13 protein-coding genes, 7 tRNA genes and 1 pseudogene are annotated in these 15934 nt (G+C 49.1%); 11 read left to right on the top strand and 10 right to left on the bottom strand.

The features are described from left to right. Positions 1-248 precede the first annotated feature (248 nt). Positions 249-2228 carry a transketolase gene (gene tkt, locus ACTHUT_RS01915; RefSeq protein ID WP_440385730.1) on the bottom strand — a complete coding sequence of 660 codons (1980 nt, stop codon included), beginning with the start codon at positions 2226-2228 and terminating at the stop codon, positions 249-251. Positions 2229-2672: 444 nt separating this feature from the next. Between tkt and ccoG the strand changes: the two genes are divergently transcribed. The 11 genes and pseudogenes from ccoG to ACTHUT_RS01860 all read left to right on the top strand — a co-directional run. Further along, entirely contained in the window at positions 2673-4157 is a 1485-nt protein-coding gene (gene ccoG, locus ACTHUT_RS01910) for a cytochrome c oxidase accessory protein CcoG (RefSeq protein ID WP_440385729.1), read from the top strand. Positions 4158-4160: 3 nt separating this feature from the next. Continuing rightward, positions 4161-4727: a FixH family protein gene (locus ACTHUT_RS01905; RefSeq protein ID WP_188213707.1), complete on the top strand. Its 567-nt coding sequence runs from the start codon at positions 4161-4163 to the stop codon at positions 4725-4727. 680 nt (positions 4728-5407) lie between these two features. Continuing rightward, entirely contained in the window at positions 5408-5968 is a 561-nt protein-coding gene (pgsA, locus tag ACTHUT_RS01900; protein WP_003679552.1) for a CDP-diacylglycerol--glycerol-3-phosphate 3-phosphatidyltransferase, read from the top strand. A 94-nt stretch (positions 5969-6062) separates the two neighbouring features. After that, positions 6063-6138 (top strand) — tRNA-Gly (locus tag ACTHUT_RS01895). A gap of 34 nt (positions 6139-6172) precedes the next feature. Next, positions 6173-6248 (top strand) — tRNA-Gly (locus ACTHUT_RS01890). Between the two features lie 24 nt (positions 6249-6272). Continuing rightward, positions 6273-6348 (top strand) — tRNA-Gly (locus tag ACTHUT_RS01885). Positions 6349-6369: 21 nt separating this feature from the next. Further along, positions 6370-6445, top strand: a tRNA-Gly gene (locus tag ACTHUT_RS01880). A gap of 31 nt (positions 6446-6476) precedes the next feature. Beyond that, positions 6477-6550: transfer RNA gene (locus ACTHUT_RS01875), tRNA-Cys, on the top strand. A gap of 10 nt (positions 6551-6560) precedes the next feature. Then, positions 6561-6638 (top strand) — tRNA-Cys (locus ACTHUT_RS01870). A 21-nt stretch (positions 6639-6659) separates the two neighbouring features. Next, positions 6660-6749, top strand: a tRNA-Leu gene (locus ACTHUT_RS01865). 194 nt (positions 6750-6943) lie between these two features. Next, positions 6944-7201: pseudogene (locus ACTHUT_RS01860) on the top strand (transposase); the annotation flags it as partial. A gap of 219 nt (positions 7202-7420) precedes the next feature. On the opposite strand, the gene ACTHUT_RS01855 reads toward ACTHUT_RS01860, so the two are convergent. From ACTHUT_RS01855 to ACTHUT_RS01815, 9 genes are all read right to left on the bottom strand, one after another. Next, entirely contained in the window at positions 7421-8200 is a 780-nt protein-coding gene (locus tag ACTHUT_RS01855) for a DNA adenine methylase (RefSeq protein WP_440385728.1), read from the bottom strand. Positions 8201-8281: 81 nt separating this feature from the next. Next, positions 8282-8395 (bottom strand): zinc finger domain-containing protein, encoded by a 114-nt coding sequence (locus ACTHUT_RS01850; protein ID WP_079453713.1) that lies wholly within the window; start codon positions 8393-8395, stop codon positions 8282-8284. Positions 8396-8583: 188 nt separating this feature from the next. Continuing rightward, on the bottom strand, positions 8584-9840 hold the full coding sequence (locus ACTHUT_RS01845; protein ID WP_440385727.1) for a hypothetical protein: 1257 nt from the start codon (positions 9838-9840) through the stop codon (positions 8584-8586). 81 nt (positions 9841-9921) lie between these two features. After that, positions 9922-10152 (bottom strand): hypothetical protein, encoded by a 231-nt coding sequence (locus ACTHUT_RS01840; RefSeq protein ID WP_049323799.1) that lies wholly within the window; start codon positions 10150-10152, stop codon positions 9922-9924. A gap of 83 nt (positions 10153-10235) precedes the next feature. Beyond that, positions 10236-12101: a hypothetical protein gene (locus ACTHUT_RS01835; RefSeq protein ID WP_440385726.1), complete on the bottom strand. Its 1866-nt coding sequence runs from the start codon at positions 12099-12101 to the stop codon at positions 10236-10238. 11 nt (positions 12102-12112) lie between these two features. Continuing rightward, entirely contained in the window at positions 12113-12490 is a 378-nt protein-coding gene (locus ACTHUT_RS01830; protein ID WP_440385725.1) for a hypothetical protein, read from the bottom strand. 3 nt (positions 12491-12493) lie between these two features. Further along, positions 12494-13432: a hypothetical protein gene (locus ACTHUT_RS01825; RefSeq protein ID WP_440385724.1), complete on the bottom strand. Its 939-nt coding sequence runs from the start codon at positions 13430-13432 to the stop codon at positions 12494-12496. 122 nt (positions 13433-13554) lie between these two features. After that, entirely contained in the window at positions 13555-14136 is a 582-nt protein-coding gene (locus ACTHUT_RS01820; protein WP_440385723.1) for a J domain-containing protein, read from the bottom strand. A gap of 108 nt (positions 14137-14244) precedes the next feature. After that, the gene (locus ACTHUT_RS01815; protein ID WP_440385722.1) at positions 14245-15930 is read right to left on the bottom strand and encodes a hypothetical protein; all 1686 of its coding nucleotides are present in this window, start codon (positions 15928-15930) and stop codon (positions 14245-14247) included. Between the last annotated feature and the right edge of the window lie 4 nt (positions 15931-15934).

Genomic DNA, 15934 nt, shown 5'->3' with positions numbered 1-15934 from the left:
CAAAACATGCCGTTTCAATCAGCCTTTTTTCCTACACAGGTGGAGGGCCGTCGGAAATTCCAAGAAATAGACATTTGAAAAACAGTTACTAGATTAAAAGTAATTCCTCATAAACTCGAAAATGATGCTGATTAAAACGTTTCTATTTAAATGACAATTTAGTGTATTCGAAGATCCAAACGGCAAGACCTAGAAAAAAGGCCGTCTGAAATTTCAGACGGCCTTTTTATCTCAATCAAAAATCTGATTTACAAGACGGATTTAACAGTAGCAACCACATTGTCTACGGTAAAGCCGAATTCTTTAAACAGCAAATCAGCAGGTGCAGACTCGCCGAAGCGATTGATACCGACTACTGCGCCGTTCAAACCGACGTATTTATACCAACCGTCGGCGTGTCCGGCTTCTACGGCTACACGTGGCAAGCCTTCGGGCAGAACGGCGGCTTTATAGGCGGCATCTTGGCGGTCGAATACGTTGGTGGACGGCATGGAAACGACACGCACGGCAATACCTTGTTCTGCCAATACTTTTTGCGCTTCAAGAGCTAATTCAACTTCAGAACCGGTGGCAATGATGACGGCTTGGGCGTTGCCTTGGGCTTCGCTGATGACATAGCCGCCGCGTTTGATGTCGTTCAGTTGTTGCTCATCACGCGCTTGGAATTTCAGGTTTTGACGGCTGAAAATCAAGCTGGACGGATGATCGGCCGCTTTAACGGCTTCAGACCACGCCACCAAGGATTCAACGGTATCGCACGGACGCCATACATCCATATTTGGAATCAGGCGCAGAGTGGCAGTTTGCTCGACAGGTTGGTGGGTTGGGCCGTCTTCACCCAAACCAATGGAGTCGTGGGTAAACACGAAGACGGAGTTGATTTTCATCAGTGCCGCCATGCGTAGGGCGTTGCGTTCGTATTCGCTGAACATCAGGAAAGTCGCGCCGAAGGGTTTCACACCGCCGTGCAGGGCAAGGCCGTTCATGATGGCACCCATGCCGAACTCGCGTACGCCGTAGTGAATATAGTTGCCGCCGTGTTCGCGGGTAACGGAGACGCTGTTTGACCAGTCAGTCAGGTTGGATGGTGTCAAGTCGGCAGAACCGCCCACCAACTCAGGCAGCTCTTTGGCCAGAATTTCGATGCTGTTTTGGCTAGCTTTACGGGTGGCGATGGTTTCGGCTTTGGCGCACACTTCTTTCAATGCGGCTTGAACGTAAGCATCGAAGTTGTCCGGCAGTTTTTTATCCATGCGGCGCACGAATTCTGCAGCTTCGGCAGGGTATTTGGCTTGATATTGAGCGAAAAGCTCGTTCCATTCGGCCTCAAGTTTTGCGCCTTTTTCTTTTGCATTCCATGCGGCATAGATTTCTTGCGGAATTTCAAACGCAGGATATCTCCAACCCAAATGTTTGCGCGTGGCTTCGATTTCGTCCGCACCCAAAGGCGCACCGTGGGTTTTGTGGCTGCCCTCTTTGTTGGCGCTGCCTTTGCCGATTAAGGTTTTGCAGCAGATAAGGGACGGTTTGCCGGTTTCGGCTTTGGCTGCTTCAATGGCCGTCTGAATGGCATCAGTGTCATGACCGTTCACATTTGGAATCACATGCCAGCCGTAGCTTTCAAAGCGTTGCGGGATGTTTTCGGTAAACCAGCCGTCCACTTTGCCGTCGATGGAAATATTGTTGTCATCATATAAAACAATCAGCTTGCCCAAGCCCAAAGTGCCGGCGAGCGAACAGGCTTCGTGCGACACGCCTTCCATCATGCAGCCGTCGCCCATGAAGACGTAGGTGTGGTGGTCAACGATGTTTAAGCCGTCTTTATTGAATTCGGCAGCCAAGATTTTTTCGGCCAAAGCCATGCCCACAGCGTTGGCAATACCTTGTCCCAAGGGGCCGGTCGTGGTTTCCACACCGTCGGTGTAACCGTATTCGGGGTGGCCGGGGGTTTTGCTGTGCAATTGGCGGAAGTTTTTCAAGTCTTCGATGGATACATTGTAGCCGGTCAGGTGCAACAGGCTGTACAGCAGCATGGACGCATGACCGTTGGAAAGGATGAAGCGGTCGCGGTTGTAGAACTTAGGGTTGGCGGGGTTATGGTTGAGGAACTTCGTCCACAATACTTCCGCCATTTCCGCCATACCCATAGGTGCGCCGGGGTGGCCGGAGTTGGCTTTCTGTACGGCATCGACTGAGAGGAAACGGATTGCGTTTGCCAGTTGAGACATGGTTTGACCTTCCTTGGACAAGATTGGAAATATGAAAAAAGGTGTGCCGATTATCGCCTGAATCAGCCGTGCTTTCAAGGATAGCTTTTGATATTCGCTTTGTCAGACGGCCTGTTTCCACTCGGTTGCCCGAAACGGAATGAATAGATGATATTAACTGTTATTTCGTTTTGAAACAGTACTTTATATATTTTTATCGTGTAAATAGCAAATCACTATAAGTTTGCACACAGACTGATTCGCAAACCTTTGAATACTGCCCTTTTCAGACGGCCCTACATCAAACGGCCGCAAGGAATCCATTGTTAAGACGAAGTCCTTCTTTTGCTTTGAATAGAGTCAAATGTTATGATTTGTATGCACGCGAAAGGCCGTCTGAAAATATTCACATCAAACTACTACCATGACAACAGGCTTGTGTGCACTTCATCAAGGAACACTGAAATGTCACCAGAAAACCAAGCTGAAAACACCACACCCTCAACAGAAAAAACAGCAAAAGCTACTCCGCCCAAACCTTCCAAACCCAAATCCAGCGTGATTCAAATCCATCCTGAAGGCGAACGCATCCATCCCAAAAAGGCGGAAGGACGCTTTGCCAAACTGCGTATCGCCGCCGTATTGGCGACCCAGTTTGTATTTTACGTTATTCCATGGTTCAACTGGAGCGGCCGTCAGGCGGTTTTATTCAATATTCCTGACCGTCATTTCTTCATTTTCGGACTGTCGCTGGGCATGGGCGATTTGATTTACCTTGCCTTGCTGCTGATGATTTGCGCATTCGGATTGTTTTGGTGGACAACCATTGCCGGCCGTTTGTGGTGCGGCTATTCATGCCCGCAAACGGTTTACACCGAAATTATGCTGTGGATTGACAACTTGGTCGAAGGCGATAGAAACAAACGCCTAAAACTGGAAAAATCGCCGTGGAATTTCACCAAAATCCGCATCAAAGCCACTAAATACCTGCTGATTTTCCTTGTCTGCGCATGGACAGGCATTACCTTTGCCGGCTGGTTTGTCCCGATCCGCCAGTTTGTTCCTGATTTGTTTACCGGAGCAGCAGGCGGCGGCGCGATGTTTGCCGCAGCGTTTTACGGATTCATGACGTTCTTCTTCGCCCACATCATGCGCGAAAAAGTTTGTCTGCATATGTGTCCGTATGCACGTTTCCAAAGTGCAATGTTTGACAAAGACACGCTAATTATTTCTTACGATGCCGAACGCGGCGAACCGCGCGGCGCACGCAAGAAAACCGCCAACAAAGAAGACAGCGGCTTGGGCGACTGCATCAACTGCACCATGTGCGTGCAAGTCTGCCCCGTCGGTATCGACATCCGCAACGGTTTGCAATACCAATGTATCGGCTGTGCGGCGTGTATCGATGCCTGTGACGAAATCATGGACAAAATGGGCTACGAGCGCGGCTTGATCCGTTATACGACCGAAGGCGCGTTGGAACACGAATACCCTGAAAGCGACATCAAAAAACGCTTGAAACGTCCGCGCGTAGCCGGTTATGGCGCAGTACTCTTGGTGGTCATCATTGCCTTCCTGGTCGGCATTTCCACCCGAAAAATGGTCGAAGTCGATATCCTGAAAGACCGTGGCGTCATGGTTCGCGAAAACAGCCAAGGCTGGTTGGAAAATGCCTATAACCTGCGCATTATCAACAATAGTGAAAACGAACAACTGATGACCGCAACCGTCAAAGGCTTTGATGAAATCGCGCTGACCGGCCTGCCTGAAAACGGTATTAAAATTGCGCCGCGGGAAACCGTTACCATCCCGGTACAGGTGTCTACCATTCCCGAATACGCCGACAAAGGCAGCCATCCGATCGAATTTACCTTTACCTATCGCGAGACCGGCTCTGCCGACTCCAAACCGACTACTTTAGAAGAAAAAGCAACCTTTATCGGAGAATAAACGGTGTCCCCACAACCCCAAATCAAACCTTGGTACAAACATATTTGGCCCTGGGTGCTGATGGCCGGCCCCATCTTCGTCGTTATCGCCAGCGTTTCCATGTTCTTCGTCGCAAAAGAACACACGACAGACTTGGTGTCTGACGATTACTACAAAGACGGCAAACACATCGAAATCCAACTTCACCGCGATGAAGAAGCCGTTAAACGGCAAATTCAGGTGCAGGTCTTAATCAGTCCGGATATGAACGCCGCCAAAGTATTCGTCAGCGGACAATTCGATACCAAACAGCCATTAAACCTATTGTTGATGCACCCGACGCGCAAAGCCGATGACCAAACCGTCAAGCTGCGCGCCGTAACAGTCGAGCCGCAAAACGGCCGCATGGAATACGAAGCCGTCTTTAAGCCTTTACGCCCAACCAATCATTGGTACTTGCGCGTTGAAGATGCCTCAGGCATATGGCGTGTTGAAAACAAATGGATAGTCAGCCAAGGCAATGCAGTCAACCTGACACCCATGGACAAATTGTTCGACAACGGCAAACAAGCCGCTTCAACAGAACAATAAATCCCGACCCAGGCCGTCTGAAACCTTTCAGACGGCCTGAAATCTTCATACCCTCTTATATTTATTCTCTTCCAAAGATGATTTTTTCCGATTGGCGCAGACTGACCGAAAACGAAGTCCGTATGGCAAAACAAGTTTTTGCAGACAGCATAAACTTCCACCGCATCAAAATATATCGCGGCATTCCACTTATACCCAACGCCAATACCGCCATTGCACCCAATGGAAACATATACTTTCCGCGTAAACACTGCCCCGAAGATTTCACTCAAGCCGGCATAGCCTACAAAATTTGGCTGATTCATGAGCTGACACATGTCTGGCAACACCAACACGGTCACAAAGTTTGGCTTTCCGGCCTATTCATCATGCTCAAAGGCGGATACAGAAAACGCAAAGCTTACGCCTATCCCATCCCCTTACCACACATTAACCAATTAAATATCGAACAGCAGGCAGACCTTATTGCCCACTATTTCGCAGCCACTTTTCTACCCAAAAACATTTACACCCCGCAACAGCCTATTTTTCAGACGGCCTTAGCAGATTTTCTTCACAACCCACACGACAAAAATCTATGCCCGAGATACTTGTCGGCAAAAAAACAACACTTCAAAAAGCAGAGTGAACAAATAAGCTATAATGAACAACCCGACACATCATCCAAAAGATCCCAAACCATGCCTTGGAACATACCTATTTTACTTACCTGGATGCGCGTCCTATTAATCCCCGTGTTCACCATCCTATTCTATTTGCCGAACACATGGATTCAACCACAAACCGTCAACTGGACAGCCGCTATTATCTTTGCACTTGCCGCTATTACAGACTGGTTCGACGGCTTTTTGGCACGCCGCTGGAAACAAACTTCCGACTTTGGCGCATTCCTCGACCCCGTTGCCGACAAACTCATGGTCGCAGTTGCCCTGCTCCTGCTCGTCAGCCTTGGCAGAACATACGCCATCTTCGCCATGATTATTATCGGCCGAGAAATCACCATTTCCGCCTTGCGCGAATGGATGGCACAAATGGGCAAACGCGGCAGCGTTGCCGTGGCAACCATCGGCAAATTCAAAACCACTGCCCAAATGATCGCCATCTTCCTTTTGCTTATCGGCACAGACAAATATAACGATCCTTTCTATCTCATCGGTAACATATTGATGTTTATAGCATCTGTATTAACCATCTGGTCAATGTGCTACTACCTGAAAATGGCATGGAAGGAATTCAAATAAATTTTTTGAAAAAATAAAAACAAAACACTTGACGCACGCGATTAAATCCATAATAATTGCGTCTTCTTCGATATACGAAGCAACAAATATCAGAGCGGGAATAGCTCAGTTGGTAGAGCGCAACCTTGCCAAGGTTGAGGTCGCGAGTTCGAGACTCGTTTCCCGCTCCATTCTGATTACTTGTTGATTGTTCTTTTTCAATATGCGGGAATAGCTCAGTTGGTAGAGCGCAACCTTGCCAAGGTTGAGGTCGCGAGTTCGAGACTCGTTTCCCGCTCCAGTTTAATTTCAGATGCACTCAAATGCGGGAATAGCTCAGTTGGTAGAGCGCAACCTTGCCAAGGTTGAGGTCGCGAGTTCGAGACTCGTTTCCCGCTCCATCAAATCATGCATCCGAATATGCGGGAATAGCTCAGTTGGTAGAGCGCAACCTTGCCAAGGTTGAGGTCGCGAGTTCGAGACTCGTTTCCCGCTCCAGTTTCATACTACAACACTCAAACGTAGTTTTGGCGAGATAGCAAAGTGGTTATGCAGCGGATTGCAAATCCGTCTACGCCGGTTCGATTCCGACTCTCGCCTCCATCCCTTTCATGGCGGGGTGGCAGAGTGTTTATGCTATAAGGGGTGCAACCCTTATACAGGCCGGTTCAAATCCGCGCCCCCGCCTCCAATTTCTCAATTTACTGTCTATGCCCGGGTGGTGAAATAGGTAGACACAACGGACTTAAAATCCGTCGGCCCTAAACCGGCCGTGCCGGTTCGATTCCGGCTCCGGGCACCAATAAATATCTGAATTTTATCTGAATTTATTGAAAATCTAAGATTCCAAATTTCCAATTGACAGCTTATTTGTAAGGCTGTCTTTTTTGTTTGTGCCTGATTTGTGTCTAACTTGCCCCGTATGTATCAAATGTGACAAGCTCCTGCAAAGGCCTCAAACTATGACAGTAAGGAAGACTGGTAGCATCTGGTAATCATCGTTTGCTGGACGGCATTATGCACAAAGCCCACCGCAAACATCCACTGTCGGAAGCGCAAACCAAACGTAACCGACATCTATCGAAGACCCGTTATGTGGTCAAACAAAGCTTCGGTACGCTGCACTGTAAGTCCCGCTACACCCGGGCAGCCTATTTCGGTCTGATTAAAGTGAGTGCGCAAAGCCATCTGAAGGCAATGTGTTTGAACCTGTTGAAAGCCGCCAACAGGCTAAGTGTGCCTGTTGCTGCCTAAAAGGTGGCTCGGATGCCTGATTAATCAGGTATCCAAGGTGGATTAAGGGGGTATTTGGGTAGAATCAGGAACAATTAGGGGCGAAATGTAAGCCGCCGCCGACTTTTGCACTTTGTTGCAGTAACTTTTGCACTCTAGGCTTCGCGAAAGTTTCGACAGCTTTTGCACTATATCGGATGATGAGAAATAAGAAAAGCGACGCTACCGTCGCTTTTTATTTTACCAATTACATACGACCAATTCTCCACTGGTTTTACCAGTTTTATTTCTTCCGACCGTATAAGCCAATTCAAGTTGAGTGATACGGAAATCTTTAAACAATTCCCTGATATCAGGGTGGTCATTAATGGATAGCATGACCTTACCCTTACTCTCTGCCATTGCCTTGGCCAGTAATTTATACTGCTCCCAGCCAAATGATTGGTCATAGCCTGCGGTCTGCCAATATGGTGGGTCTGCATAGAAGAAGGTATGCTCACGGTCATATCGCTTGAAGCAACGATCCCACGATTCATTCTCTATATAAACACCTTTTAAACGGTCTTTAGCAGCCTTTAATTTAACCTCAATCTGAGATGCATCCCACGCTTTTGACGTGGTAGCTGTCCCAAAATGCTGATGGACGGTTTTGCCGCCGAAAGCGTTGTGTTGAAGGTAGAAGAAACGAGCGGCACGTTGAATATCTGTCATGCATTCGGGCGGCGTATTTTGCAGGCCGGAGAATGTCTCACGGCTGGTCAGCGTCCACTCGAACTGACGGACGAACTCGTCGAAATGGTGTTGTACCACACGATAGAGATTGATGAGCTGTCCGTTGATGTCGTTGAGCACCTCTACTTTAGCAGGCGTTGGGCGCATAAAGAACAATGCTGCGCCACCAGAAAACAACTCGACATAGCAAGAATGCTCGGGGAACATGGGCAAAAGATGTTTTGCTAAACGACGTTTGCCACCCATCCAGGGGATAATAGGTAATGTCTGTTGCATTTTTTGCATCATATATACTCCTAAATTATGGCATTCGCGATGCTCTAAATCAGATTTAATATGACGCTCAAAGGCATTCTTTTGATTTATTAATTAGCTGAAAGAATTGATGTTTTTACAACGAGCGCACTTTATTTGTACACAGCCGCTGCCTTTTGCCAGCAATTTCCCACAAAACTTACAGCGTAATTCACGATAGATTTGCATTTGCATCCACTCCTGTATCAGATAGAATGCCTCGGTCTCTAGAGACTAAGGCGGCCTTAGAAGTCAATGCAGGCATACTCTGCTTGGCTGGCGTAACAGTGTTGCCGCACTGTTACGTCGCCGTCCCACTTATATTTAAAATCCTCCCAAAGGCCGCCTTATTCAGACGGCCTTTTATTTATATTTGCCTACAAATAGCGCAACTCTTTCGCTTTTGCGATGATACGTTCAGCGACTTTAGCCTCAACCGCCGGAAGCAGATGGGCACCGCCGTCTTGTGAGAGTGACAACGGCATTACGCCGTCTGTTTGCGCTTTTTTATCCGCCTCATTTGGCGTGAGGCCGCTATCCGTCCAAATCTGATCAGATAAAATATATTGCTCAATATCAAAGACATTATTGCCATATTTAGACTTGAGCCAATTATTAAATTGATCCTTGAGCTGATGTCGGTATGGGTGGTTTTCTTTGGCCCAACCCGGCTTATTATCAGCCCATACAGTCAGGACAATATAACGGGGAGACTCTTTAGGCTGAACTTGTTGAATACATTTTTCAACATAGCCTTTAATACGCTCCAAAACCGTCTGCCAGTTACCGACATTTGCGCCGTTAATGTCGTTTTTTGCGGTTGCCAACACGCAAATACCATCGACACCACCGCTGTTTTTCAGGCGTACCGGATATTTTTTACCCGGAACAACGTTATGAGCCTGGCTATCGCGCGGAATGACTTTAATATTAGCGGTTTGGCCGGTCATGACCGCTTCGATGTCATCGCCAATAATAACGACGGTAGAGTGCATACTGAAAGGCGTAACGCCTTCGCCGTAAACCAACTCGCCATCAACCATCACGCCATTTGCTTTAGCTGGAATAGTATCGACTTTAAAAGTAACTTCCACCGGGCTGCCGTTCATCGACATTAGGGCATACGCAGCCAGACTGCCGCCCTGTGCGTTGTTTACAACCGGCAGATTTTCAGCGGCGGCAACACTCACAGCCTGACCGCCGATACGTGCATTGGTGGAGTCGCCGAAGAAATTGAGGCTACGTTTCAATGCAGAAGGAGGGGAAGGAGGAGCTACCGGGCGTGCCGCCTCTTTCGGAGGAATAACAGGGCCGGACGGCATAACGGTATGACGCTCATGCTCGACCGGTGCGCCAATATATTGAATGCCGAATCGGTCGCCTTGCTGCAAGGTATCAGAAATATTTTCAGGTTTAGCGCAATAACGCAGGTCAATAATACAGTTGTGCGGATGAACAAGAGCGTATCCGTCCTGTTCATCGGTTAACGCGACTAATTTATTGTCACGCAAAGAGAAATTGACCCAATCACCGGCACGCGTACCCTCAGACACTTTTACCTTCACACGCGTCAAGGTAGTGGCTTCAAATTTTAAAATGTCGCCAATACCGACACCCAACACTTCAGTTCGCATAAAACCTCTTCAAAATAATAATAATAATAATTATTTTAAGACGTTATACGAAAGCAACGCCTGGCTATACTGCACTTAGCCTTATACACCAAGCTCTAAAACAGTAGTATCGGGAGCCTGCCCAAGGATACGGTTGCTCAAGACATCATAAAACACGCGCTGATTTAAAGCGGCTTGCCCGCTTAAAACAAGATTGCCGCCGCTTTGCGTTTGCGCCGCCCATGAGCCGCCGCCCAAATCGCCCGTTATTTTGGCAATGCCGCGCTGTTCGCGCTTGAGCAGTGCCGTCAGGTTTTGATACAGATTAGTCATTTTGTTATCCTCAACAAAAAGATAAAAGGCCGTCTGAACATGGCTTTCAGACGGCCTTTAAAGCATCTTTAAACCAGCTTTAATCATTCGTCAAAATAGCGGTCTATCGTTACATTTTGAGTCACGACAGGCGCATCGTTTTCGATTTTGACTTCGACCGACACACCAACCACCACGCCTTGCCAGCTCCCCGAAGGCTCATTGATTTGCCAAATCTCGCCTAAATTCGCCATAGGAATGGCGTATTTATCCGATACCGGTAAAGACACCGTTTCGCGCTTATGAACACCGGTCTCGCTTAAAGCGGCGATACCGGCGGCAAGCAAGACCGGTTGGTCGGTATAAAGCGTATTGGTCAGCGCGGAGGCACGCGGCTCGCGGTTGCTGCCGTTGCGGTACACATCCGCGCCTTTGCCCTTGTTATGGCTCGGCCAAACATAAACCCCGTTGGCACGCTCCGATACATTGCGCTGGCCGCTGATGCTGAAAATCACGCTGACAGGGACACTGACATCGGCAGGCGCATCGGAAACCTCCCAAGAAGCCTTTTTCCATTTAGGCTTAAAGCGGACAACAGGTCGGGCGCGGTCGCTCTCCACAAATCCCCCGGCGGCTTGAGCCAGCTCTTGCAAAACAGCAATCGGCGTTTTATCGGTCAACGAATACACATCTCCCGGAATCAACCAATCAACCATCGTCCAGCCGTCCAAATCCACACCTGTCGGGCGTAAAACCTCCGTTGCGATTTGTTGCGCATAAATCGGATTGCGGTATGTACCGCGGCCTTTAGGCGCATAGTCCGCGCCCAAACGGGCGGTAACACTGCGGCCGGTTACCATATAGCTCTTTTGCCCAAAGCGGCGGTTGTCGCTGTAATCTTCGGCAATAATGACAAAAGTATCCGCATTGATTTGCACCTCGATTTCAGCCTCCCCGCCTTTCGGTCGGGCATCAGGATTAATCTTGGCAAAATCATCGGGCGAAACAGTCAAACTGCCTTGCCAGCAATAACCGGCAGTGTCCGTCGTAAAGGAAGCAGAAAACAGCCCGATCGGCTGGCCGTCAACCGTAGCCTTAATAATATTTTGCATGATATATCCGTTTAAAACAGGAGTGCTTACCGTATCAAAACAAGCAAACGGCAGTGGAATATGGCGCGCATCGTGTGCAATCTTTTTGCGGTAAAAGCGCAGGTGCAGACGGTTTGAAGGCGGGCGGATACCGCAAACATAAGTTTCAGGGACGGGCTCCGGCTCAACCGGAATCTCATAATACTCGCAAGGCACAGCCAAAGCAGGAAGGCTTTGCGGATGCGCACAGCGCGCCAATACCGCCGCCTCGCGCACCTCCGATACCAAACAATCGTCCACCGGCGCGTCATCGGAAAACACACTCTCCGAACACGCCGCCAAAGCCTCACCAAGACCTGCCGATGATCGGTCTGCATTACAGCCGCTTAAGAACAAATCATCGGGGAAAGCATCATGCAGACAGCCGTCCAGACCATCCATTCCGGCCTGCACCGCCTGCATACACCCGGAAACCACGTCAGACAAGCCGACCGTTTCATGCAGGCAGCTTTCCAACTCAGGCATATCCGAAAAGGCCGTCTGAAAACAAACCGCCTCCCCGACAGCCTCCGCCGTTATCCCCGACACTTGGGCAGCCATGTCGCCCAAATCATAACGACCGGCCGCGCACACCGCCTGCGTTGACACCGCCTGCTGCACAAAGCCCCATGCCCCCGAAACAGTCGCATAACCATCCGGAGGGCGGTACGGATTAGGCTTAAGCGGCGTATCGGGAACAATCTCACCGCCATCCTCAATATGGCGTAAAGGCCGTCTGAACGCCAACGGCAAGAGCCTGGACGACGGACGGGAGCCAATCGCCAAGCCGAAAGGCAAAGGGATACGCGCCGAATCATCATAAATTTTGTCTTCAGACATTTCAGACGGCCTCAACCGCCGCCGTCACGCTCGACATAAGGCTTAATAAAATCATAAGAAACAGGCTCGTATTGCTTTTTATAATCCGTCGCCACCATCAAATACTCCTCGTCTTCCTTGAGCCGGTCAAAGCGGTAGCTGCCGTCTTCCGCGCTCCAAGTATCGGCGATGCAGTACATATTAGGCCGGGCAAACAGATAAATACGGCGCGAAGCCGGCTGGCCGCCCACCGTAACAATACCCGTACCTTCGCCGGCAATATAGCCGTGGCCGCCGTATTTCCAATGCGGCGATTTGACTGCACGGTTTCGCCCAATCCGATTGACGATTTTGCTACGCAACTTGCCGCGCTTAACGGCAAGACGGCTACGGAAAACATAATTCGGCATGGCTTACAGCTCCCAGGCTGTGAGGTTGATCAGCAGGCCGGAACGATTACCAAAAACTTTGGCATACATCCATTCATCGCCGGAATTGTCTAAATTATCGTAAACAGTACCTTGCGGAATAACACTGTTACTCGGCATCTCTTCGTTGGTCCGCATCAAACCCGGAACTAAGCCGCGAATCGCATATTTACTGCCATTAAGCTCTTCAAAAAGATACAGGTCGGAAGCAGTAAAGCCGCCACTGATAGGACTTGGGTAAGGGACAGAGGATTGAACCACATTAGCACCACAATAAAATGCATTTGGCGCATCCCCTTTGTAATCGCGCATGGCCGAGCAATGAAATGCGTTGGTGTCATTCAAAGTAAAATATCTTCTGTCTCCGGGCCCACCCAGCCCCAATAGGTTTTGATGCTCATCCGCCACCGCCAGGCTTGGAAACTCCCCAAAATAAAGTACAGGGCTGATGGACGAATTATCCGGACCCAGCAAAATAAGGGCAAAGGCACGTGCATGACCTACTAAAACCCATTCCAATCTGAAACTATTATCGGAATAATAGGCACTAGTAAACCGAACCCTATCCGAATTACGCCAAACATATTGAACCTTCTTGCCCGCTGTAGCAGATGTCGGCTCCAAAATCCCACAGACATCGGTATAACGACTATTTCTATCGCCGCCTGCCAAATACTTCGTATCATCCACCCCCAGCCACCACTTTGTCGCCTTCGGGTGCATACTGCGGAAACAGGCTTCTTGCGCCTTTTCAAACGCCATTTCCCAGCCTAGAGCGTCCTTGCGTTTATTACCCTCGCCATAACCGGTAACCAGGCAGGCTTTTAAAATCGTTTTAATACTGCCTGCCGCCGATTCAACCTGCGGCGCACCCTCGTCATCCCAGCGGTAAACCTTTACCGGCACACGTTGCGTATCAAACATTTCAGACGGCCTTTCTTTTTACTTCAATGGTTTATTTAAAACCCTATTAAAACAAAAGCCCCGAAAATCGGGGCTTGGCATAGTTGCACTCAATAGCTTGTTTCTATTTTGTTTTATTGATTTCAGCGGAAATAAGTAATTGTCGCCTGACTGCCGCTTGCATCGACGGAGCAGCTAAATTGCGCACGCAACATAGCCCCGAAACTGTTTTGCGAATCGACATATCCGCTTATTTCAAACGTCCCATCGGCATTTTCACGCCGTTGCCATCCCCCGAAATCAGCCGAAGCAGGCGATTTTAAAATACCCGTTACCGCGCTTTCGCAGGCTGATTGTGCCTGATATACGCTCGGCTTGGATGACGTGCCGCCGTTTTTGAATGTAAACCAAAGCATCGGGATGGAAACCAGAATCCCGGTACCGATCAATTTCAAGAAATCAGACCCTCCGCTTTTTTTATTTTTCTGTCTGAGCTTTTCTCTTTCTTTCGCTTTTTCGCTTTCTTCTTTGGCAAGATCGGGATTTTCGGCATGGAGGATTTTATCGTATTCCGCCTTTGCCGCCGGATTCAGCAAATACTCGCGACACCATCTTATCTCATCCAATTCAAGTTTCTGTCGCTCCGCAGCACGCCTCAAAGCCCGTTTAATCTCTTCTTCCGTTGCAGATGACATAATCCCAAGAAGTTTGTAATAGTTTTCCATTTCATTCTCCATATTTATTTTAAATAATGTATTCTAAAACAAACGGCATAAAAAAGAAACAAACGGTATGAAGGCCGTCTGAAAGTCCTATTCAGACGGCCTTATCTTTTATTCGGCCACTGTATTGCCGCGCAAACACGCGGTAAAACCATCGCGGCCGTTTTGCTTGTCCGGCGAAGGCTGGACACTGCGCAAAATCCAAACAGGCAACGGCGTACCGTAGGTATTGAAGCGGATACAGTTCTGCACCGACCAGCCGCCGCCGAATGCGGCCGCCTTGAGCGTGAAATAAGGCTTGCCGGTTGCCGGATTGGTCGGCGCAAGATCGGTCAAGGTATCGCTTTTTGCGACCAAGCCCAGCCGCTCGCCGTAAAGCTCAAATTGGGTTGCAGTAATAAATTTAATCAGCCAACGCTCGGTAATTGCGCCGTTGCTGGCCAACTTAATCGGGTAGTCTTTGACATTGGTACGCGCCAAAATAGGCTCCCCGCGTTGCGCGTCACTCCACACATTGTCCCATGCCTGCTGAGAAAACGGCTCGGTAGCGCGCACCAGCAAATCGCCGCCGATCAGGGCGGAAGACACAAATGTATGCTCCTTCGGATAGTTGCGCCCAATCGCAAACTGGAGTTTCAGACGGCCTGAAATATCGACGCCGGTCACACGGTTTTCCTCTTCCCACGCGCACACGGCCGTCAGCGGCAGGGTATATTGCGACAAGTCCAACGGCTCGGCAAAAGTAATGCTGCCCGCTTTGAGGTCTGCCGTGTATTTCTCGGCGAGGACGTGTTTGCCCTTGCTGTCGACCAAGCATAGGCGGTCGATATTTTGACGGTTGAGCGTGATTTTTTGAGCGGCAGTAAACGCGCTGCCCAAATCCTGCTTGAGGCGGTTGGAAATCACGATCATATCGCCCTTGCGGAACACAGGGACGCGTCCGTCGGCAGGCAGGCGCACTGCATCAATGCCGATAATCGACGAATCCAAAGGCAGGTTGTCTTGGGTCACGGCGTTGTAGCGTAAATCTTCGGGGTAAAAACCCTCATCGCGCTTGATTTCATAAAAGCCTGTCTCGTAGTCGATTTTGCCTGTGATGCCGCCGGTAATTTCGCCTGCGGCGTTGCTTCTGCCGACAATTTCGCCATTGCCCGCGTAAACGGTAAAGCTTTCAGGCTTGACCGGCGCGGCAGGTGTGCGGCCTGCATAACCATAACCCTTGATCTGTGGCTGGCGTACGATACCGCCTGTAATTTTAAGATTCAGGAAGGCAATATTACGGTCATTGATAATGACTTTACCGTCAGCAGTCAACGTACCGACTGCATCGCCCGAACCTTGTACTGCATTCCAATTCTTATAAAGCGTACCGCCTCGCTCAATAATCTCTGTCTCGCCGTCATGAAATGACCAGGTATCAAAAACACAGACGCTTCCTTGATCAAAGTCGCTCAAAACATTAAATAACAAGCCGCCGTTCAAGCTGCCACGACGTTTTTTTATTGAAGCTGGATCACTAGTCAGGTAATCTGCATACCAACTGACTATTTTTCCATAACGGTTTATTTCTTTTGTCTCAAGCGATTTTAGGTACTTATGTGGTGTATCCAAAATATTTTGTTCAACCATCGATCTTTCATTACCGGTAACCTGTAACACCGCTTTAGGCACGATCATTGTCGACCCTACACCACTCACACCCTCGGCTATTCGACCGCCGATTGTAAACTCGCCATTTTTCGCAGGGTTGGCGGACAATACAATTTTAAAGCCGCCTGAACCAGTTTTTACTCCCATTACT

The organism is Neisseria sp. P0022.S010 (assembly GCF_051956635.1).
The sequence above is the reverse complement of the archived record's forward strand: the minus strand, read 5'-3'. Positions and strand labels throughout refer to the sequence as shown.